Origin of the sequence: Paenibacillus arenosi, assembly GCF_014841135.1 — a bacterium.
Lineage (GTDB): Bacteria > Bacillota > Bacilli > Paenibacillales > Paenibacillaceae > Paenibacillus_B > Paenibacillus_B arenosi.
The window spans coordinates 316118-336971 of sequence record NZ_JACYTN010000003.1 but is presented as its reverse complement, the minus strand read 5'-3'; the positions used below and the strand labels follow the sequence as shown (position 1 = coordinate 336971).

Here is a 20854-nt window from a genome sequence, read left to right as displayed (position 1 = left end):
ATCATAAGTTTACCTATAACATAGTTGAACTTCAATACATCGATAGCATCGTTTCTATCTACATCTCTGGACGTACATCGGGTGTATATATCAGGAAATATATGCGTTAAAAAAGAGTGATTCGAGGAATAGTAATGAAATAGAATCATAATCCACTCTTTACTTCATCTTGGTAAAGTGGTAATGTATTAGCAAACAAACGCGATTTGCAATTTTATTTTCATATCCTTGAATCTTATATCAGTTTACGACACGTGCTCATTTCTATATGAAATGGAAACTGTATCTATCATCCTGTATTCAAACACGGATGTTTACATGACCTTCATACTCTTACAAGACGGGTGACTTTCTATGAATGCTGTTCTATTATCATTAGCTGTTCTTTTCATCATAAGCCTATTCCGAATTCAGGTCGTATTCGCTCTATTGGTTGCAGCCGCTGTTGGCGGTATTGCAGGAGGCTTATCGTGGGCTACTACCATCGAGACCTTTACGACAGGCCTTGCTGATAGTGCTACCATCGCTGTGAGCTACGCTTTGCTTGGCGCTTTCGCCGCTGGCTTGACCGAGACAGGTCTGCCCTCCCAATTGGTTCATGGAGCGCGTAAGCTGCTAGGACGCTCTACCCAAGATGGTAGCTCGCGCCGTACGACAATTATCGTACTAATGCTACTCGCTGTTGCTTTTATAGCCAGCCTATCGCAAAATGTTGTACCGATTCATATCGCCTTCATTCCGATACTCATCCCACCGATGTTGGTCATCTGGAATGAGATGCGCGTAGATCGTCGCGCAGTTGCATCTGCATTGACGTTCGGCTTGATTATGCCTTATATGCTAATACCAGCCGGGTTCGGGGCGATCTTTCATGACATCGTTGCGGAAAATATGACGCAGAACGGTCTCGCTGTAGACGCCAGCTTGCTGCCGCAGGCGATGTGGATTCCGGCGTTAGGCATGTTCGCCGGACTGCTTGTCGCGATCGGCGTGTCCTACCGCCGTCCGCGCAGCTACACGTCAGCAGCAGCGGCCCAGGCTACTGTCGCTGCTGTTGACGAGCGCGACTCGAGCGCAGCGCAGCTGCCAGGCGCTCGATGGCGCACGGTGGCAGGCATCGCGTCCATTGCCGCGATGCTTGCCACGCAGTTGGCGACCGGCTCAATGATTGCCGGAGCCGGAGCAGGGCTTGGCGTGCTCCTGTTAGCACGCCTGATGACGCGCCAGCGCGCAGAGCGCGTCTTTACAGACGGCATGCGCTCGATGTCATACATCGGCTTCGTCATGATGTCTGCCGCCGGCTTAGCTGCCGTCCTGCGCGCAACTGGAGACATTGATGCGCTAGTTCAGACATCCGTTGCTTATGTAGGCGATAGCCGCGCCATTGCAGTCATACTCATGCTGCTCATCGGTCTGCTTGTCACGATGGGGATCGGCTCGTCATTCTCAACGATTCCGCTGATCGCGACCGTATTCGTGCCGCTGTGCATGGAGTTGGGCTTCAGCCCGCTGGCTACGATTTCGCTGATCGGTACCGCGGCAGCACTTGGCGATGCAGGGTCCCCTGCATCAGACAGTACGCTCGGTCCCACAGCGGGCTTGAATGCCGACGGACAGCACGATCACATTTGGGATACATGTGTGCCAACTTTCTTGCACTACAACATCCCACTGCTCATCTTCGGCTTTATTGCTGCCATGGTGCTGTAGATCAGGAAGAACAATAGAAGACAATTATCTTTTATACAAAATAAAAAGTGCTGGGCTCCAAGAAGAACAATCTTCTCAGAACTCAGCACTTTTATGTTAACAGCTATACTCATTAGCCGACATTAGATGCCTTAGCTCTCTTGTCTCGCTCTGGCTTCTCGGCCTGGATGCGTTCTCCACCCATAAGCGCAATCGAAATAAGTGCGAGGACAACCGGAACGAGAATCCAGCCAAACGTACCACTAATCGAATCTGCCAAACTGTTAATCAACTGATCATACACATCAGGCGGAATTTGCTTGCGCGTTTCTTCTGCCAATAGTACTTGAGCATCGATTCCTCGCATCGCCTCTGGATTAGGCATCGCTTGTGAGATGCTGCGATTGAACAACGCAGACTGTACCGCTCCAAAAACCGTAATACCAAGCGTCATCCCAAGCGAACGGAAGAACGACTGCGTAGCATTTGCTGTTCCACGCTGATTAAAGTCCATCCCATGAACAGAAGCCAAACTGATGAGCGAGAACGAGAACCCTACTCCCATCCCCGTAAGTACCATGTACAACGTCATCAACGTACGAGGAGTATCAGGCGATAGTGTACTTAGCAGACCAATTCCTGCTGCCAGCAAAATACCCGACACGATCATAAGTGAACGGAATCTAAGTCTGGACAAGAGAATGCCCGCTGCTGTACTTGTTACAACCGAACCAAGCATCATCGGTGTTAAAATGAGACCGCTATTCGTAGCTGTCCCCCCATATACACCTTGCACAAACATCGGAATATACACAACAGCGAATACGAAAATCATCCCATACAAGAAGCCAATACATTGGCTCGTTGCAAATAGCCTTCGTTTAAACAGTGAGAACGTAATAATCGGTTCCTTTGCCTTTGTCTCAATCCATAGAAATAGAGCCAAGAACACCGCAAACACGACGAACAAACTAATAATCGGTATGGAGTTCCACGCATAAGTCTTGCCGCCAGTCTCAAGCGCGAACATGAGACTGACCACTGCTATAATAAGCGTAAATGCGCCCGCCCAATCGATCTGCTGCTTCTTCGTCGGTGACGTTTCCTTATAGAACTGCATAATGAACCAGAACGAAACGATACCGAGCGGCAAATTAATATAGAAGATCCATTCCCAGCCCCAGAAGTCTGTAATATAAGCACCAAGCAGCGGACCCATCACACTAGAAGTACCAAATACAGCACCAAACAGCCCTGTCATTTTGCCACGTTTCTCTGGTGGAAATATATCGAAAATAATCGTGAAGGCAATGGGTACGAGTGCGCCGCCGCCAATCCCTTGAATGACACGATATACTGCCAACATTTCGATGCTGTTTGCTGTTCCACACAGCATACTGCCTAACAAAAACATCAATAGACCAAATATGTAAAAGCGTTTACGACCAAACATATCAGAAAGCTTACCGAAGATAGGCATCCCCGCCATTGTAGCAACAATATAGGCCGAGGTTACCCAGACAAACTTCTCCCAGCCCCCTGCTCCGCCGATATCGGCAAGAATGGTTGGCATCGCAGATGCGACGATTGTGTTATCCATCGCAGACATTAATATACCGAGCAGTAATCCGGCCACGACGAATGGGAGCTTATTTTGATGTTGACTCGTTATCATATTTCTCATCTGTCCCCCTTTATTTATCGACCCTTTGTGCCGATAGATCTACTACACACTTTTTCACCATGGTGAATAAACCCCTAATCATCGAACTTCCCCTGTATGCAATGATGCAGCAATAGCGACATGATATTTTTTTTATTTTCTGTTATCATTTCTTACAACACTACAACTATACCATAGTTAATGAACCACCAGTCAGCGTAACAAACGCTCTTATGATACCATAAAGTAAATTCACCTTCTGGCACCTTCTATTGTTCATTTTCAACAACCTTCCGTTAGCACTCCTGTCTCAGATTAACAATGCAGATTCATGTTTATTTACTATGTAGCATGCAGATAAACACATTGAACCGCAGATCAGCTCTTCAAGTAAGATTCCACTTACGTAACTGTTGCATTCTGTTACACCCGTACATGATTACATCATTACATTCATTTCCGTAGCAAAGGAGAAACGTACCCATGCTTAACTCAGCACAAACATACGGTCGTAACCGTTTCCTATATACAGGCTTATTTTTACTTCTCTTTGTGACAAGCATTGCCCTAATCGGCTGCGGCAACGGCAGCAAGCAGGAGCTTCTCGCTCCTACGTTTGTAACACTTTCACAGTGGGGGTATATTCCCATTCCTGAAAAAGTGAAAGAAGATGAGTCTACAGGTGATCGCCTGAACTATTTAATTGCATACGAATACAAAGCTTTTGTTGATTACTATTTAAAAGAACTACAAGCACTGGGCTGGCGCTTGGAGGAGTTTGAGCCGAACAAATTATTTCATGCCAGCAAAGGGGACGACGACTTTGTCATTATAATGACGAAAACAGATAAGAAAGATGTCGTACGACTAACCATTAAGCGAAAAGAAGTAACAGGAAGATAAATGAAGGACTAGATGCAGCTAGCTATTAAAAAAGCGTATTAGGTTGTCTACCGAGCCGAGGTTTAACCCTCCCTGTAGTCCCCTAATACGCTTTTTCCGCTATAGCTATATAGATTTCCACCAACCAATATCTTGCATGCGTACTTACATACTTATTTAGTATCTTATACACGCATTCATGCTCCCCGCACGCTACCGAAGCAGCGCCTGAACATCTTGCTTCAAGCGTAAAAATTGTGGGTTACTCAGCAGCTCTTCACGACGAGGACGTGCAAAAGGTACGTCCATTCGCTGCACTACACTAGCAGGTCGCGCGCTTAATACATAGATAGCGTCGGACAATAGCAAAGCCTCTTCGATGCTGTGTGTAATAAACAGCACCGAGCGGCGATGACGCTCCCACAGCTCCACAAGCCAACGCTGCATATCGCTGCGCGTTAGCGCGTCTAAAGCGCTGAAAGGCTCATCGAGCAGCATCAGCTCATGCGGGCTAAGCAGCGCACGCAGAAATGCCGCCCGCTGCTGCATGCCGCCGGACAGCATATGCGGATAAGCCCGCTCATAGCCTTCGAGCCCGACATTGCGCAGCCATTCGCGCGCCTCAGCTCGCAGCTCGCGTTTCCCGCGTCCCGCAATCTCTTGACCGAGGATGACATTGTCCTCAATCGTACGCCACGGGAACAGCGCCGCCTGCTGGGGCATGTAACTGACATGGCCTGTTTCACCTACGACCGACTTGCCATGAATGGAAATATCACCAGCTTCGGGCTTTAACAGCCCCCCTATCAAGTGAAACAACGTACTTTTACCGGAACCAGAAGGCCCTAGCAAGGATACGAATTCACCCTTTCGAACGGATAAGGAGATGCCATCTAGCACTTGCACCCTCTCTTTTGCTCCTTTAAACGACATATCGACCTGATCGATATGCAAAGCTAGTGGAGAGCTGCTGTCAGCAGCACGTTGTTGCATCTGTTGTTGTAGTCGTTCTTGCGCTTGTTGTTGCCCATCTCCCTCATAGTTCGGATTGAACTTCGTCTTATCTTCATTCTGCATGTTCATCGCTCCCTCCTACTCTTCATCCGTGGAACGCTGTCCTTGCCAATGAATAAGCTTACGCTCAATAAACTGAATGGCATGGAACAATATGACGCCCAGCAGCACAACGATGACGATAGCAACGAACATACGATCCGTACGATACGCGGCTTGCTGCAGCAGCATATAGTGGCCGATCCCTTTGTCGGTTCCGATCCACTCCGCCACAAGAGCACTCATAACACTATACGCAGCCGCAATTTTCAATCCAGAAAACATCGAAGGCAGCGCATGCGGCAGCTCCAGCTTCCAAAACAGCTGCATACGGCTCGCCCCAGCCATTCTCATATAATTGAGCATCATGCGATCAGTACGGGAAAGCCCGTCCATCGTGGCAATGGTAATCGGGAAGAAGCAAACAAGTGCGATTACAATTATTTTAGGCAGCAAGCCAAATCCGAACCAGATCATAAGCAGTGGAAGCAAGGCGATCGTCGGCACATTTTGACTAATAATAATCAAGGGATAGACAGCTCTTCTTATAATCGGAATAGGGTGCAGCACCATCGCCACCAGCAGCCCTATAGCTGAGCCAATCCCGAAGCCAACCAGTGTCAGCTTAAGCGTCGCCCAAGTATGACCTAGCAGCGATTCCCAATTATTTATCGCCTCTCGTACAATATCGGATGGGCTTGGAAGCATCCATTTTTCAATATCGAACACCGATACGATAACTTGCCATACAATTAGGAGCAGAAGAACCGCCACTAAGGGCGGTCCCACTTGTACCATTTTCCGACGCAGCATTAACGGTATTTCTCCGTCAATTTATCCATACTGATGCCGCTTGGATTGTACACGATTTTCACTTGTGACATCACACTCGCACAGCCCATCTCGACCATCGCTTCACTCATTTGTTCAATGACACGCAGCAATGTGGAGAGTTCCCCTTCCATGGTCGTCTCCAATGGGTTCACTTGATATTTCACACCTGATGCTTCAATAATAGCAATTGCACGGTCTACATACGGGATAACGTCCTCACCATTTGGTGTTTTCGGGATAATTTGAACACTTACTAAACTGTTTGCCATGTTCATCTTCCTTTCCTAGATAAAGGTAGGTTGCCTTATTATTCAACAATGAGGCTTAATATATATTCAACTGTATCATCACTACGTCAAACTTTCGCTCGCACTTACTTGGCACTAGGCAAGAAATCATTCGTAAATGCCTTGTCCACATCAATCGACTTCTCCATCAGCTTGTTGTCCACAAGCCACTTTGTATAGTTAGCCCACACTTCGCGCTTCTGCTCACCCCAACGCGGTGCATCGTCTTGATACTTGGTAGCAAGCCATTTTTGACTAGCCTGTACTAACTCTTTATTCAAATCCGGTACAGCCTTAAGCAGCAAGTCTGCCGCTTCTTCTGGCTTCTCCATCGCATCTTGATAGCCTTTCGCGGTTGCCTTCATAAAGGCTTTTACTAGCTCAGGATCTTCCGCAATCAACTTCTCATTCGTTGCAATGACAGGCGTATAGAAATCCAGTTCTTTCGCAAACTCATTCATATAGAGCATATTCACCGGCTCGCCGCGCAGCTCAGCCTCAATCCCTGTCCAACCGTAGAACACCCAAGCAAAGTCAATATCACGCTTCACGGCTGTAAAGTAATCTGCCTCGCCGATATTTACATTTTTCACTTTGCCATAGTCAGCACCTGCTTGCTCCATTACCGTGCGCAAAATAGCTTCCTCTACCGGAGAACCCCAACCACCGTAGTTTTTGCCTTCAAAGTCTTTTGGTGACTTGATCCCTTTGGATTGCCGCGCAGCAAATCCAGATGTGTTGTGCTGAATAATCGCTGCTAGCGACACAATTGGCACTCCTTGCGAACGCGCTTGCGTCAATGACTCTTGTACAGAAATGCCGAACTGAACTTCACCAGAACCAACTAGCGTATTCGGGTCCCCAGCTGTGGATTGAATAATATCCACATTCAATCCTTCCTGCTCATAGTAGCCCTTCTCCTTCGCAACATATAAACCTGTGTGATTCGTATTTGGCGTCCAATCAAGCACAATCTTCACATCACGTAATTTGGCAGCCTCACCAGCTTGTCCATTTGACTCTGAAACTTGCTTCTCTTTTGCTCCACAGGCCGCCAATGCCAGCCCCATCATGAACACTAGAAAAATGGCGACTGCTCGCTGCTTACTTGAAAATTGCATCTCATATACCTCCTAAGTAGGTGAATAGTTCTGAATATGGATAACAAAAAAAGGCGTCCCTTCCGGGACGCCATCGCTGCGTAATTGGATTTCAGTGTATGGTGATCAAACCATCGTGCATATGATTTCCTATGTGCCTCTGGTGTCATCGTGCAAACTGACACGCGTATGTTTGGAAGTCATTCTCTTAGATGTCGTCTCAGGACGTGCAATATGACGCCCTATCCCATATTCACTGAATCAATGTTTCCTACGCTGGCATTACCCAGATCAGGTTAAAAGGGTCGGTATCTTCATGGGATACATTCTCAGCCGGCCATATTCCAGCTCCCCGAGTGCTATAGTCACTCGTAAACAAACGTTTACAACTCGTAATTATAGACTTCCCTATAGGGATTGTCCAGATATTTCAACAAAGTTCGACTCATGCTATTATGATAGTACTAGGACTTTGATCGTCATAGGTGATCAGGCTTCACTTTAACCTATCTCATCGTTATAACGTGGTGCATACCTTTATGAAAGGAACATGTAGTGAGTGATGTATGATGCTACCAATAACGAGCCTACAAGCTTCGACCAGTCGGTTCTGAAACGAATAAAGAAACAAGCCGAGCAGTTCTGGGCAGTTAGCAAGTATGATGTAATGGCACGTGGGTATGCTTCCTATAAGCAAATATCTGCTTGCTATCGCGATGCATCTACTACAGCCGATTATGAAGCAGCTATACATAACATATCCCATACACTTGACGTTCTTCCCTACACGATGAAAGGGCTTCGAACTTCGATTGAGCATATGTGGGGATATGTGAGTAAGCATGTGCATGAACAAGAACGAAGCACATTTCAGCAAGCATTCGAGGCAGTGGATTGGCAGTCAATAGCTTCCGAGCAAGAGGCATTCGATACGGCAGTGCCGCTGTTGTCCCTTATTCAAGAGTTTGCTGCAAAATACGAGGTCGCTTATATCAAGCAAACGATGGCTCGCAGCTTTACTCGACTGCCACGATTAGCCGAGCACCATCAGCAAGCTCAAAAGTAAGAGCACAATAAGATGCATGAGCATGATCGAGCAGCAGTCCAATCGCTAATATTATGTTAAATCAATTCTACCTATAACCATATACATGCAGTATGACTTCATGTACAGACAGGAGGGTTATTTCAACGATGCAAGATGTACTTATCGGAAGTGCTGTCTCCGCAATGTCCACGGGGCTCGGAGCGATTCCTATTTTATTTATGAAAAATGTTACCCATCGCTGGCGTGATATTTTGTTGGCTTACACGGCAGGTATTATGACCTCCGCTTCCATGTTCAGCCTTATTCCAGAGGCATTAAGCTTATCCAACACATGGATCGTTGCGTTCGGGTTAATGCTTGGCTGCTTAACTTTATTGTGGTTAGAAGGCATCGTACCTCATGTAGATCTTGAAAAAATGGAGCATGCTTTAGGCAGTGGTAGCGGTCATGCTCACGCTCCTATCGATCACAAATCGATGCTTATTATTGCAGCGATTACGTTGCACAATCTCCCTGAGGGCTTATCGGTCGGGGTCAGCTATGCAAGCGGAAGTGAAGCGCTAGGCCCGTTAATTGCCTTTTCCATCGGCTTGCAAAATGCACCGGAAGGTTTTCTAGTTGCTCTCTTCCTCGTTACTCAAAATGTGAACCGTTGGAAGGCGCTAGGAGTAGCTGCATTAACGGGCGGCGTAGAAATTATTACTGCACTGCTCGGGTACTATTTAAGTTCAATCGTAAGCAACCTCGTTCCTTATGGCCTATCTTTTGCGGCTGGTGCGATGCTGTTTATTATTTATAAAGAGCTTATCCCCGAAAGTCATGGCGATGGACATCAACGTTCAGCTACCATTTCCTTCGTTGCAGGTATTATTACGATGCTCGCTCTAACGCAGTGGGTTTAATGGTGAATATATTGGATACGACAAGCAGAAAGACGAGGCTGTGATTACTCACAACTTCGTCTTTCTTTATCATCTATTAGCCACGTAGAACTCCAGCATACCTAGATAGCTTACTGAAACATATGCATATAATAAGAAACAATCTCAGAACGGTTAGATTGCCTTGAACTTCACTGGAGACGAAAAATTGATGAGCGTCGTAGATGCCGAATATTCTGAAACCTCATCAATAAATGCCTCTACCTCATGAATGGACTCCGCCACAATTTTAACGATATAACAATATTGTCCCGTAACGCGGTGGCACTCCATAACAATCGGTGACTGTTGGCAAACTTGTTGGAACGCGAGCATTTTTTTCGTTTCGAATAAAATAAATCCGGTAAAGCTTTTGTTTAATTTCTCAGGATTGACGATGGCCCGATATCCCTCAATTACTCCAGAACCCTCCAGCTTCCGCACTCGTTCCGTAACAGCTGGCGTAGATAGATTAACCATCTGACCTAGCTTAGTCATGGAAATACGACCGTCCTCTTGGAGGATGCGCAGCACTTTTTCATCAATATGATCCATCTTGAAGCTCTCCTTTATTTTTTTAGGTTTGATCGAAATAGAGCTAAAAATATTTAGTTTCGAGGCTGAAACACCTTCGAAATGTTATGTAAGTTCTTTCCTGTAATTCATATACTTTTAGTATAACGAATACATGTTCGAGGGGGAACTTAAAATGACACTAAAGATGATCACAAATTGCAAAAGATGCAGCCAGCATATTCAAGAGAACGGCGCAGCCTATATATGTGTTGAAGAATGTACGTATTGTGAGTCTTGTGCGGATGTACTGGAACATACTTGTTCGACCTGCAGCGGAGAGCTCGTTCGGAGACCTCGGCATGCAATGTCAGCACATAAAACAGCAAATCGCAGCGGATGGAGTGCATATGGGATGCTTCCATACTGAGTGTGTCGTGTAAATGCTCAAATGTGTAAATAGATGGATACTTATTGAATAACCATATGCATTCCTAAAGTAAATGGGGCAATTAAATTGCGCTAACGGTTGCCACGCAGCCTATTTAGGCTAATATGACTGTACTTTGAATGGTAACGGTTGTCACAGTGCTTAATTGCTAGATAAAACGCGTTCACTCCCCAATTTGACTAAAATAAGCTCGCCTACAACCGTTACATTACCATAGCGTGCTATAACACGGATATAGCGTCCATGGCAACCGTTAGGGAAGACGTATAAGCTGATGGGGAAATAGCGGAAGAAAACTAAAAACAAGCAGACCCAACTAACAAATAAAAAGGCAGCCAAGTAGCTGCCCTCTAGTTCATTGAGCAATCTTATCCGCTATAGGGTAAGATTGCTCTTTTATTTTCTTTTGTTATTTATCTTCACAACACCATTCTACCACTCACGCGTACGAATGTTGCGTGCCCAGTACAGGAACGGTGTCGATGCAATCGATACGATTAGTTTGATTACATACGTTGTAATGAAAATTTCGAACCATACATCCCATGGGAATACAAATGCAAACGCGATAAAGCAAAAAACGAACGAATCTGCCAATTGACTTAATCCCGTACTTACATTACTGCGAATCCACAGTTGATTCGGCTTGTCGAACTTCTGCTTGATGATGCTGAACAGCTTCACATCTAAGAACTGACTAATAAAGTAAGCCGTCAAACTTCCGATCGCGATACGCGGCATCAATCCAAAGATCGACTCCATCGCGTGCTGCATCGTCAAATCTCCTTGTGGTTCAAACACAAGTACAAGCTGCATCAGGACTGTTGTCATAATAAGCGTAAAGAACCCAAACCATACAGCGCGGCGCGCTTCCTTCGGTCCATACTTCTCATTTAACAAGTCCGTCGTTAGGAACAAGGTGGCATTCGCCGTATTGCCTAGTGTCATAACGATTGTAAACATTTCAATCGTCTTTGTTACTTGGATGTTAGCAAGAACAGTCATAACCCCGATCCATGCATACATACCAGCTTTACCGAACTGACGGTAACAGAGTAGGAAAAATACAAAGTTCACGAGAACGAACAGTATCCCCCAATAAAAATTAAACATAAGGAATTCCTCCTAGTTTTGATATCGCGGGATGGTTACGAACCGCGGTGCATATCGCACATTGTATGAGCACAATGAGTAACTATATCACAATTAAAATAGAGAGCCAATAAATTTTTGTTTTCCGCTGTAATTGTGATAAATATCATAGTAATTTGATTCTAATTTTGCGTATATTTCTGGAATTGTGATGAAAATTTGAACATTGTTATCGATCTCTCAATATGATGCAAAATACGTCTTCTAAAGGCTTGAATCGTATTGGGAAAGTGCTACAATGGACTTGAAATTATTAAGATATTTTTTTCACAAAGTAATAATAACTTAAATTTACAAATTAAAAAGGTGGGGGAAATCATGAAAAAACTTTCATTGATCCTTGCAGTAACTATGGCATTTGGTTTACTTGTTGGTTGTGGCGCGAAAGAAGAAGCGAAAGATACGGCTCCTAAAACAGAAACAACAACTCCAGCTACAACCGAACAACAAACCGCTTACAAAGATGGCTCCTATCGTGCTGAAGGCAAAGAGTTTGACGCCAAATCTGGCTGGAAAGGCACTGTAGAAGTTACCGTTAAAGACGGAAAAATCGCAACTGTAAACTGGGATGCAGTCCACAAAGATGGCGGAGACACGAAAAAAGTCCAATCTCAAGATGGCCGCTATGACATGGTAAAAGGCGGTGGCAGTTCGCATTGGCATGAGCAAGCTGCATCGATGGAAAAAGCACTTATCGAGAAGCAAGATCCAGCAGCTATCGTGTTAAAAGAAGACGGTAAAACAGATGCAGTAACAGGCGTTTCGATTCACGTATCTGAATTTGTTCAATTGGCTCAAGAGGCTCTTGCAAGCGCGAAATAATGAAATGCTAGTCATGAGACAGCTCCGCTGTAGAGAAAGCAAGTATGGCTCTCACGTTTTGTGGAGTCCTCCCCTTTTCTGCAGCGGAGCTCCCTTTTACGTATAGATTGATTTAAATTTGAACCTTTCCAAAATATCACTAGCACGATAAGTCCAATTGGACATTAAACATTTTAGGGGTGACCAAATACCATGAAGAAAATCGTTGTACTCGGCGGCGGTTATGGTGGTGTCTTAACAGCGAAGAAGCTGGCGAAGCGCTTAGCGAAGCATAAAGACGTCAGCATTACACTTATCGATCGCCATCCATACCATACGATGATGACAGAGCTGCATGAAGTAGCAGCGTGTCGTGTGGATGAAGAAGCGATTAAGATGGATCTGAAGCAGATATTTGCAGGACGCAAAGTTGATGTCGTATTAGATGAAGTTAAAAATATCGACTTTGATGGCCAATCGCTAAAAGGAAGCAAGAAAACGTATGACTACGATTACCTTGTTATCGGTACCGGCTGTAAGCCTACGTTCTTCGGCATTCCAGGTGCAGAAGAGCATGCGATGACGCTATGGTCGTTCGACGATGCAGTAAAGTTGAAGCGCCAAATCCGCGATATGTTCAACCTTGCTTCGAAAGAGCTGGATGAAGAGAAGCGCAGACAAATGCTAACGTTTGTCGTTGTTGGCGCCGGCTTCACAGGGATCGAGCTGATCGGTGAAATTGCAGAATATCGTGAAGAGCTGTGCCACGAATATCATATTGATTCAAAAGATGTGCGACTCGTTGTAGCCGATATGGCACCGAAGATTCTGCCTATTTTGCCAGACAAGCTTATTAAGAAATCCGAAAAGTATTTGCAAAAGATGAACGTAGAAATGATTACGAGTGCGAAGATCACAGGCGTGACAGAGAACTCTGTCGTGCTGGGTGATAAAGGCGAATTGCAAGCACAGACGATCGTCTGGACAGCTGGTGTGGAAGGATCGGAACTAGTTGGCAACCTTGACGTGCAGCAAAATGGCCGTAAACGTATCGTCACAAATGATAAGCTGCAATCAGCTGACCACAAAAATGTATACGTTGTTGGCGACAACATCTTCTATGTGCCAGAAGGTGAAGAACGTCCTGTACCGCAAATGGTTGAAAATGCAGAGCACTCTGCTACACTAATCGCTCACAACATTACGGCAGACATTAAAGAAACAGGTAAGTACAAATCTTACAAGCCTACTTTCCATGGTACGATGGTATGTATCGGTGGACGATATGGGGTTGCCGCTATTGGCACACCGAAGAAAATGTTCCATTTCACAGGCTTTATGGCGATGTTCTTCAAACATATGATTAATATCGTCTACTTCTTGCAAGTGCTTGGCTTCCATAAAGTCTGGTCTTATAAAATACATGAGTTCTTTAAAGTAAAAAATAAGCGCAGCTTCGTAGGTGGACATCTCGCCATGCGCTCGCCGAACTTCTGGCTCGTTCCACTTCGTATTTTCCTAGGCTTCAAATGGTTAAGTGAAGGTCTGGCGAAGCTTCCTAAAGTGTTGGAAAATCCTTCGAACATCTTCTTAATTCCGCCAAAAGCGGCCGATGGAACAACAGGTGCATCGCAAGCAATTGAAGCTGTCCAACAAACCGTTGACGGGCATACGGCTGCTTCTTCCGTCCAAACAGCAAAGACAGCTGTTGAAGCGATTCCGGTTCCGGATTTCCTCAAGAACATGGTCGATGGAAGTATGGATATGTTCTTCTACACAACGGATGGCGGATATACGGCGTTAGCATCTATTTTCCAAACGGGAATGGTGTTCGCAGAAATTATTTTCGGGGCAATGCTAATTCTAGGCTTGTTCACGTCACTAGCGTCGCTTGGTACGATTGCAATGGGCGTTATGATCTATACATCTGGTATGGCACCATTTGAAATGCTGTGGTATTTCTTCGGTGGTATCGCTCTCATCGGCGGTTCAGGCAGCACACTTGGTCTCGACTATTACTTGTATCCGCATCTCAAACGAATTTGGAAGAATATACCTTTCGTAAAAAAATGGTACCTTTACACGGACTAATCCGTAGTAATTAGTATATTCATTTATATAGGAGCAAAGTAATGTGTACATCGTGCACATTACTTTACTTATTTTATCGGGAGGCGGGGGATCATGATAACGCAATTTATTCAAGACATGTATGAACAACTAGAGCGAGAGCTTCCACATCAAGCCAGCATACAGCTCAACGCGGATCTATACAACATCAGACTTCAAGACATGGCCGTTCGCTTGCATCATGTTGAGATGCCACATAAAGAACGACTAGCATTGCTTGGCTGCTATGCACTTGTCCTTCTTTCCTTGCGGATTCATGATCAACTTCCCACCGACCCAGCAGCTGCTGGACGTTCTGTGCTGGATGGAGACTTTATTATGAGTTTCTACTTGCAGTTCGCCCTGCGCCATGGATTCATTGACTTGATAGCCGAACTCGCTCCTGTCATTAAGCAAGTACAGATTAAGCGTGCTGAGCGCAAGCAAACGGATGAAGCCCATATTCATAAACAAACGGTAAAATATATTGCTAAACGATATAAGAAACTATATCCACTGACTCAAACGTTTAAGCAGGTGACGTATGACGTTGTCTAACTCCTCTCTACCCGATCAATTGCAGATTTCCATGAAACAGATTAACCGTGACTTGGAGCGTATCGTCACGACCGATCCTGATGTAGCATCCCGCTCCATTGTAAGAAAGAGCGTGCTGGAGCTCATTCGATCTGGAGGCAAAAGGCTCCGCCCCATTATGGTTATCGTTGGCAGCCGATTCGGAATAAAACCCGAGAGTACAAATGTGTATCAACTAGCTGCTGTGTGCGAGTTCATTCATGCAGCCTCCCTTGTACACGATGATATTCTGGATCAAGCTGACACCCGCCGCGGTCAGCCGTCATTACACAAAACAACAAATGTGCAAACAGCCGTACAGGTTGGCAACTATATGATGAGCCGCGTATTGGAACTGCTGTCTGCTCGAACGAAGGATCGTGACCGCAACATTGATGAGCTTGCTTCTTTAACAACGACGCAATTGTGTCTCGGCGAGTATCAGCAGATGGATAATCGTTATAATTTTGACCTCACCTTGGAACAATATTGGGAGAAGACCCGAAATAAAACAGCAATACTTATGGCTACCTCGCTGCATCTAGGAGCTAGAGCAAGTGAAGCCGATGAAGAAGTGGCTAAGCAGCTGTACGAATTCGGTGATCAACTCGGCATGGCGTTCCAAGTGAGAGACGATGTGCTCGATCTACAGCAGTCGGCAGAAGCACTCGGCAAGCCTGCAGGAGCTGATTTGCGCAATGGACAAGTTACCTTGCCTGTCCTGCTGGCCATGGAGGAACCTGCTATTGAAAGCCATTTACGGAAGCTGCACGAAGGAGCGCCCGATCAGCTCTTCGATGAAGCGATCACGCTCATTCGAAACAGCGGTGCAATAGAACAAGCATTAGAGGTAAGCCACACTTTTATGCAGCGCGCGTGGGATATTACCGAACAGCTAGCTGACTATCCAGCTCACCAAGACTTACAAACGTTGTGGCATTATTTTGAGAAGCGTACGTATTAATCTAATGAGTCATCAATTGGCGAGTACGTCTGACAACACAATATGAATCAATCCTGCGGAAACATTAATAAGCTCTTCGCCTGTGTACGATGTACATGCGCGGAGAGCTTTCTGTTATACGGCATGAATGACTCTTTTTCGTGTATAATCACAATGGTAAAATAAAAAGTGGGACAACGGCATTAACATTGTCCATTACAAACCACCTGCACGATACTATTGCTTATAGGTGGGTGTTCATAAAGGAGGACCGAAATGTGAAGCCACGGCGATTCGTAATTGAAGCAATCATGTTAGCCGTATACGGTCACCTATTCGTCCCGAAACGACCTGTAGAATATATGATTCCATATTCAACGATTAGTGAATTGTATGAGATACGTATTACGGGCGAGCGCATCATGCCTGATCCAGAAGATGACCAGCATGCTAAGGAACACGTGGACTTACTGATCGAGCTGTTCGAAAGACCATTTAATAAGAAAAAAATTGACCGTGCACTTGGCATTCCTTGGCGGCAGAGCGCTCCTTTGCTCATTAACGAGCATGTATCTATTATCATCATTAATGGGATGGACAGCATGCAGTACGGCGAAACCTTTGATCCGATTGAAACAGAGATTATTCTTACTTGCATGCGCGAGCAAGCCCCATTGCTGACCGACCAATTGGAATACATGGAGCGACTTATTCAACATGAGGTGCCAATTCCGATCTACGATATTGAAGATTATGAATATGCGCTGGAGCATACGGAGGAATAAGATTCGCTAGCGAATCATTCATAACAGGCAGACGGCGAAAGACGAAGGTCCAGTCACGAACAGCCTAAACGGCTCCCCGATAGGTGACATCCGTGACTTATGACTATGTAACTTAGTGACTTTACGTCTTTCGCCCCTATCCTTACATAAGAAAACGAAAAGTGCACAAAAGGATACTGCACATATTTTGGAATCAGAGTCAGTTCTCTCTCAACAGAATAAATTACATTAACGGTTGCCACAGAGGCTATTCCGCTTATATTACTTGTTTTTGATATGTAAAGGGTATCAGCCAGCTTATTTGCTATAGAGAGCAATATGATTAGCCAGAATTGCTATAATAAGCGCTCGCACGACCGTTTAAATTTTAAAACGGACGATTTTACGAAAATAACGTCCATAGCGTTCGTTAGATGAAGCGCCACGGCGTGATGCAATGTACATGATAAGACCCGCGACTAATCGTTATATTTCACCGATCACACGATTCAAAGAAACTTGGAACAGCTTCCATTCCTCCGTTTTTTCTTGAAGCTGCTTTTTCCCTTTATCGGTAATGTGATACGTCTTGCGAGCCCGGCCCTCTGCTTCACTCCATATCGCTTCCACATGACCTTCATTCTCCAATGCGTGAAGAATAGGGTATAACGTACCTTCCTTCAATGCAAATACTCCATTCGATTGAGCATCTAACCGCTTAATGAGCTGGTAACCATACATCGGCTGCTGCTCCAGCATGGAGAGCACGAGCATAACTGTGCTCCCCTTGAGCATTTCTTTGCTCACCTTCATCTATCATCTTCCTTTCCCAATTACAACTGTCCTGTCCCATCTAGCTTCATGTTTGGGTAGAGTATCTTTACGCGTATAAATATTCGTACATAATCCAAGCGCAAACATCCAAATAAGCATTGAATTCGCACCATAACTTAGTAGTGGCAAGCTCGCTCCATTCATCGGAACTATACCAATCAAACCACCTACATTGAATATAACAGGGATTGTAACATAGCAGCTAATGAATAGCATCAAGCCTCTCCCAAAACGCTGCTTTACCTGATACGAAGAACGGAACAGCCAAATCAATCCTCCAAACAAGATAGCCAGTACTCCTAATCCAACAATCCAGCCGAATGCATAAACAATAACCACCAATAGATAATTAGTATGTGGATATACAATATCCGCTGGTTCAGCCCATCCTTTTCCCCACCAACCGGATTGTACAATTAAATCCCGCAAATAATAGAATAGCGATGATGCATCACTCTTATGATGACCTAGAAAATGGTTTGTCCATGCTTCTACCCTATGTATCATGTAAGACTTCAAACTTATAAATCCTAGCACACCTACACTTATTGCAGTAGCTCCTCCAATAATCAGCGCTTTCATAGAAAACGAATGTATGAACAATATCAGGATGAAACCTATTAAATAGACAAAGACTGCATAGTACTGCGAATCGATCACAAAGGTGAAAACGGGAATAATCCCAATGGACTGAAGAGTCAGCTCCCTCCTAATACTAAGCCCCTGATGCTTGGCACGATATTGTGAGATGATTAAAAAGATCCCGAATAAAAATAAAAAGGTCGTCAAAAATCCAACATCTAATGCAATAGCACCAATACCAATCCAAGATTCCACTCCATTTACCTTTAGCCCTATGAATTGCGCTATTACAAACAAGGCCATTGCAGTCGCATATAAAAACCATCCTTTATTACGCCACCAACGATAGTCAATTAATGAGGTAATAATGAATATCGTAAGTCCAAACCCTAGAAAAACAATATGCTTATCCAACAAACTAATTTCTGCATAATTACCATTCACCGTATGTTGAACGGCCCAAATTCCCAATGTACTCACTACTAGTAAAATAATAATCATGCCCCAAAATAACCATGGAAACCTTGTTCGATGCACGATATTAAACTTCTCTGCTATCGTATCTACGGATCCCATATGTCTAATCGCATTCGCTTCCGCTTCAGAACGAGACATCCCCTTGTCCATTTGCTCATCGACCTGATTGTACAGATGATCCTCCAGCTCTGCTCGTATGCTCGCTCTCATTTCTTGCGCATGAATCCCCACCTCTACTTGATCCACATAGGAATCTAATAGAGAGCGTTTATTCTCTTCTCGATCCATGGACAGACATACCTCCTCTTGTTCGCACTCTTTTTCCACAATGAACCAATAGTATACCTAGAATTACTATACATAGATTTACTATGTGTGTAAAGGTACATATTTTATTAACTATACTTATCTATTCCTAACCTTAAATGGTAAACAGATACTATTCACATCAACTGAGGAGCGTGCTTAATAGTACACTTAAGCAGCGTGTGCATCGGTAACTCAACTATCGTTCCATAGAAAAAGGAGCAGCTAGTAGTTTCGCCGCCCCTTTCATACCTATTAGTTTCCTCCCCGATTACAAGACTCCTCATGTTAAACAAACTCCGCTTATGGCTTATTCTACTTTTTACTGCCCCCTTATCATTCCTATCCTCTAACTCCTATCACAACGTGAACTAACCTACTCCGTGGTTCATTCCCCTTCTACAACCTACATACTTACTCTACCCACGTCCCTGAACACATCTCCGCCGTAAACCCTGGGCCGAAAGCCGCTAACAACCCTTTATCCCCAGGCGAGCACGTTCCCGCTTCGAATAGACGAGCTAACACATCGAAGACGACGACGCTGGACAGGTTCCCGCACTCTGCTAGGCTCTCTCTGCTCAAGCCTACACGTTGCTCTGCAATGCTAAGATGCTTCACAAGCTCATCTAATATGCGCCGTCCCCCTGTATGGAATACGAAGAAATCGAGATCAGCTGGTGTCCGCTGCACCGTCTCTTCCACGAATTCACGCATAACAGGAGCTACCGTCTCAATCGTATACATGACCTGCTTGTCCAGTACAAAGTGAAAACCAGTATCCTTCACATCATAGGCAATATAGTTCTCTGTATTTTTAATTAAATAGGAGGCATTTGACTCTACTTGAAAGCCTGTTCCGCTAGCACTTTTCATAACACAAGCAGACACACTATCTCCGAATAAAGCAGCAGATACGAAGTCCGAGATCGCACTCTCAGCAGGCTGGAAGCAGAGTGAGCACAATTCCGCGCTTACGATAAGAACGTTGGCACCAGGGAACGCTTCACAATATTCAGCAGCACGATTAATCGCAGATGCCCCAGCAGCACAACCAAGCTGTGCAATAGGAAGCTGTTTCGTTTGTTCACGGAATGGCAAATCACTTATGAGGTAGGCGGTTAAGGAAGGCATCATAAATCCGGTACAAGATGTCACAATGATGAGGTCAATTTGAAAAGCTTCTAGTTCAGCGTTCTCCAACGCTTGCTCAACAGCTTGAGCACTAAGCCTTCTCATTTCTTCTTTGTAAATAAGGCTGCGCTCTTCAAAACGAGAATGTGCAATAATCTCTTCAATGGGCCGGACGATATACCGCTCATTCACTTGTGTGTTGCGGAGCATACGATTAATTTTGTTCCAGTCGGGATGATTGGGATGGAGCCGCTGGAGCACATCTACCATTTCATCTTGCGTGATGCGATATTGTGGACGTACGATAGCCGGCTTCGTTAATATACCCATGCAAGTCACCTCTTCATATACAATTTGGATGGAAAATGATATTCACAACAAGTGAGCTTCAAGCAAAATTGACAGTATCATTTCATAGAATAGAAAATGAAGAACTTCTTGATAAAAATGAAAGGTGTCCGGCAGGAACAAATGGTAGGAAGAGAGTAACATTTCCCGTGAGTGAGTATACATCTTGACGATGCATGACTTGTTGCCTTTCATGAGGCAGCGGATGGTTAGAACATGTAGGATTTCTGTCTGTAGACTAGAATACAACAATTTCTCCGATGGGGAAATATGTATTTTTTCATGTGTTTCTTGGCTCTCCATACCTATTTCTGTCGAAAGAAAGGAGAATGAAAATAGCCACTGGTCGAAAATACGAATCGTTCGTACTTCTACAGCGGCTTGTTTT

At 44.8% G+C, this 20854-nt stretch carries 20 protein-coding genes and 1 riboswitch; of the genes, 10 read left to right on the top strand and 10 right to left on the bottom strand.

What is annotated here, in order from left to right:
- Positions 1-354 precede the first annotated feature (354 nt).
- Complete coding sequence (locus IFO66_RS07445; protein WP_192024518.1) at positions 355-1710, top strand: Na+/H+ antiporter family protein; 1356 nt, start codon at positions 355-357, stop codon at positions 1708-1710.
- Positions 1711-1822: 112 nt separating this feature from the next.
- On the opposite strand, the gene IFO66_RS07440 is transcribed toward IFO66_RS07445, so the two are convergent.
- A complete protein-coding gene (locus IFO66_RS07440; protein ID WP_273015134.1) occupies positions 1823-3373 on the bottom strand; it encodes an MDR family MFS transporter in 1551 nt (516 codons plus the stop codon).
- Between the two features lie 462 nt (positions 3374-3835).
- Between IFO66_RS07440 and IFO66_RS07435 the strand changes: the two genes are divergently transcribed.
- The gene (locus IFO66_RS07435; protein ID WP_192024517.1) at positions 3836-4255 is read left to right on the top strand and encodes a hypothetical protein; all 420 of its coding nucleotides are present in this window, start codon (positions 3836-3838) and stop codon (positions 4253-4255) included.
- Positions 4256-4447: 192 nt separating this feature from the next.
- Here IFO66_RS07435 and IFO66_RS07430 read toward each other — a convergent pair whose 3' ends face one another.
- The 4 genes from IFO66_RS07430 to IFO66_RS07415 form a co-directional block, all read right to left on the bottom strand.
- Positions 4448-5227, bottom strand: coding sequence for an ABC transporter ATP-binding protein (locus IFO66_RS07430; protein WP_192024680.1), 780 nt, complete (start codon positions 5225-5227; stop codon positions 4448-4450).
- 99 nt (positions 5228-5326) lie between these two features.
- Positions 5327-6100 (bottom strand): ABC transporter permease, encoded by a 774-nt coding sequence (locus IFO66_RS07425; RefSeq protein WP_192024516.1) that lies wholly within the window; start codon positions 6098-6100, stop codon positions 5327-5329.
- Positions 6100-6390 (bottom strand): thiamine-binding protein, encoded by a 291-nt coding sequence (locus IFO66_RS07420; RefSeq protein WP_192024515.1) that lies wholly within the window; start codon positions 6388-6390, stop codon positions 6100-6102. Before IFO66_RS07420 ends, IFO66_RS07425 begins: the two co-directional genes overlap by 1 nt.
- Positions 6391-6494: 104 nt before the next feature.
- A complete protein-coding gene (locus IFO66_RS07415) occupies positions 6495-7529 on the bottom strand; it encodes an ABC transporter substrate-binding protein (RefSeq protein ID WP_192024514.1) in 1035 nt (344 codons plus the stop codon).
- A gap of 228 nt (positions 7530-7757) precedes the next feature.
- Positions 7758-7873, bottom strand: a riboswitch (TPP riboswitch).
- Between the two features lie 197 nt (positions 7874-8070).
- Between IFO66_RS07415 and IFO66_RS07410 the strand changes: the two genes are divergently transcribed.
- Together IFO66_RS07410 and IFO66_RS07405 are read left to right on the top strand one after the other, a co-directional pair.
- Positions 8071-8574, top strand: coding sequence for a DUF1722 domain-containing protein (locus IFO66_RS07410; protein WP_225445591.1), 504 nt, complete (start codon positions 8071-8073; stop codon positions 8572-8574).
- Between the two features lie 128 nt (positions 8575-8702).
- A complete protein-coding gene (locus IFO66_RS07405) occupies positions 8703-9458 on the top strand; it encodes a ZIP family metal transporter (protein ID WP_192024512.1) in 756 nt (251 codons plus the stop codon).
- A gap of 153 nt (positions 9459-9611) precedes the next feature.
- Here IFO66_RS07405 and IFO66_RS07400 read toward each other — a convergent pair whose 3' ends face one another.
- Positions 9612-10031 carry an Lrp/AsnC family transcriptional regulator gene (locus IFO66_RS07400; RefSeq protein WP_192024511.1) on the bottom strand — a complete coding sequence of 140 codons (420 nt, stop codon included), beginning with the start codon at positions 10029-10031 and terminating at the stop codon, positions 9612-9614.
- 154 nt (positions 10032-10185) lie between these two features.
- Between IFO66_RS07400 and IFO66_RS07395 the strand changes: the two genes are divergently transcribed.
- Positions 10186-10419, top strand: a complete 234-nt coding sequence (locus IFO66_RS07395) for a DUF1272 domain-containing protein (RefSeq protein WP_192024510.1) — start codon at positions 10186-10188, stop codon at positions 10417-10419.
- A 453-nt stretch (positions 10420-10872) separates the two neighbouring features.
- Here IFO66_RS07395 and IFO66_RS07390 read toward each other — a convergent pair whose 3' ends face one another.
- Entirely contained in the window at positions 10873-11553 is a 681-nt protein-coding gene (locus IFO66_RS07390) for a queuosine precursor transporter (protein ID WP_028593903.1), read from the bottom strand.
- A 357-nt stretch (positions 11554-11910) separates the two neighbouring features.
- On the opposite strand from IFO66_RS07390, the gene IFO66_RS07385 reads away from it, so the two are divergent.
- The 5 genes from IFO66_RS07385 to IFO66_RS07365 all read left to right on the top strand — a co-directional run bounded on the left by IFO66_RS07385 (position 11911) and on the right by IFO66_RS07365 (position 16806).
- Entirely contained in the window at positions 11911-12414 is a 504-nt protein-coding gene (locus IFO66_RS07385) for an FMN-binding protein (RefSeq protein ID WP_192024509.1), read from the top strand.
- Between the two features lie 192 nt (positions 12415-12606).
- A complete protein-coding gene (locus IFO66_RS07380; protein WP_192024508.1) occupies positions 12607-14484 on the top strand; it encodes an FAD-dependent oxidoreductase in 1878 nt (625 codons plus the stop codon).
- A gap of 93 nt (positions 14485-14577) precedes the next feature.
- Positions 14578-15060 carry an adenylate kinase and related kinase gene (locus IFO66_RS07375; RefSeq protein ID WP_192024507.1) on the top strand — a complete coding sequence of 161 codons (483 nt, stop codon included), beginning with the start codon at positions 14578-14580 and terminating at the stop codon, positions 15058-15060.
- Entirely contained in the window at positions 15047-16042 is a 996-nt protein-coding gene (locus IFO66_RS07370; RefSeq protein ID WP_192024506.1) for a polyprenyl synthetase family protein, read from the top strand. Before IFO66_RS07375 ends, IFO66_RS07370 begins: the two co-directional genes overlap by 14 nt.
- A gap of 257 nt (positions 16043-16299) precedes the next feature.
- The gene (locus IFO66_RS07365) at positions 16300-16806 is read left to right on the top strand and encodes an ADP-heptose synthase (protein ID WP_337912638.1); all 507 of its coding nucleotides are present in this window, start codon (positions 16300-16302) and stop codon (positions 16804-16806) included.
- 465 nt (positions 16807-17271) lie between these two features.
- On the opposite strand, the gene IFO66_RS07360 is transcribed toward IFO66_RS07365, so the two are convergent.
- The 3 genes from IFO66_RS07360 to IFO66_RS07350 form a co-directional block, all read right to left on the bottom strand.
- On the bottom strand, positions 17272-17598 hold the full coding sequence (locus IFO66_RS07360; protein ID WP_192024505.1) for a PadR family transcriptional regulator: 327 nt from the start codon (positions 17596-17598) through the stop codon (positions 17272-17274).
- A gap of 3 nt (positions 17599-17601) precedes the next feature.
- Complete coding sequence (locus tag IFO66_RS07355; RefSeq protein ID WP_192024504.1) at positions 17602-18966, bottom strand: FtsW/RodA/SpoVE family cell cycle protein; 1365 nt, start codon at positions 18964-18966, stop codon at positions 17602-17604.
- Positions 18967-19398: 432 nt separating this feature from the next.
- Positions 19399-20448 (bottom strand): type III polyketide synthase, encoded by a 1050-nt coding sequence (locus IFO66_RS07350; RefSeq protein ID WP_192024503.1) that lies wholly within the window; start codon positions 20446-20448, stop codon positions 19399-19401.
- Between the last annotated feature and the right edge of the window lie 406 nt (positions 20449-20854).

Coding starts and splice junctions, on each gene's coding strand:
- IFO66_RS07445 (WP_192024518.1), top strand. CDS start 355: ATGAATGCTGTTCTATTATCATTAGCTGTTCTTTTCATCATAAGCCTA.
- IFO66_RS07440 (WP_273015134.1), bottom strand. CDS start 3,373: ATGAGAAATATGATAACGAGTCAACATCAAAATAAGCTCCCATTCGTC.
- IFO66_RS07435 (WP_192024517.1), top strand. CDS start 3,836: ATGCTTAACTCAGCACAAACATACGGTCGTAACCGTTTCCTATATACA.
- IFO66_RS07430 (WP_192024680.1), bottom strand. CDS start 5,227: ATGCAACAACGTGCTGCTGACAGCAGCTCTCCACTAGCTTTGCATATC.
- IFO66_RS07425 (WP_192024516.1), bottom strand. CDS start 6,100: ATGCTGCGTCGGAAAATGGTACAAGTGGGACCGCCCTTAGTGGCGGTT.
- IFO66_RS07420 (WP_192024515.1), bottom strand. CDS start 6,390: ATGGCAAACAGTTTAGTAAGTGTTCAAATTATCCCGAAAACACCAAAT.
- IFO66_RS07415 (WP_192024514.1), bottom strand. CDS start 7,529: ATGCAATTTTCAAGTAAGCAGCGAGCAGTCGCCATTTTTCTAGTGTTC.
- IFO66_RS07410 (WP_225445591.1), top strand. CDS start 8,071: ATGTATGATGCTACCAATAACGAGCCTACAAGCTTCGACCAGTCGGTT.
- IFO66_RS07405 (WP_192024512.1), top strand. CDS start 8,703: ATGCAAGATGTACTTATCGGAAGTGCTGTCTCCGCAATGTCCACGGGG.
- IFO66_RS07400 (WP_192024511.1), bottom strand. CDS start 10,031: ATGGATCATATTGATGAAAAAGTGCTGCGCATCCTCCAAGAGGACGGT.
- IFO66_RS07395 (WP_192024510.1), top strand. CDS start 10,186: ATGACACTAAAGATGATCACAAATTGCAAAAGATGCAGCCAGCATATT.
- IFO66_RS07390 (WP_028593903.1), bottom strand. CDS start 11,553: ATGTTTAATTTTTATTGGGGGATACTGTTCGTTCTCGTGAACTTTGTA.
- IFO66_RS07385 (WP_192024509.1), top strand. CDS start 11,911: ATGAAAAAACTTTCATTGATCCTTGCAGTAACTATGGCATTTGGTTTA.
- IFO66_RS07380 (WP_192024508.1), top strand. CDS start 12,607: ATGAAGAAAATCGTTGTACTCGGCGGCGGTTATGGTGGTGTCTTAACA.
- IFO66_RS07375 (WP_192024507.1), top strand. CDS start 14,578: ATGATAACGCAATTTATTCAAGACATGTATGAACAACTAGAGCGAGAG.
- IFO66_RS07370 (WP_192024506.1), top strand. CDS start 15,047: ATGACGTTGTCTAACTCCTCTCTACCCGATCAATTGCAGATTTCCATG.
- IFO66_RS07360 (WP_192024505.1), bottom strand. CDS start 17,598: ATGAAGGTGAGCAAAGAAATGCTCAAGGGGAGCACAGTTATGCTCGTG.
- IFO66_RS07355 (WP_192024504.1), bottom strand. CDS start 18,966: ATGGATCGAGAAGAGAATAAACGCTCTCTATTAGATTCCTATGTGGAT.
- IFO66_RS07350 (WP_192024503.1), bottom strand. CDS start 20,448: ATGGGTATATTAACGAAGCCGGCTATCGTACGTCCACAATATCGCATC.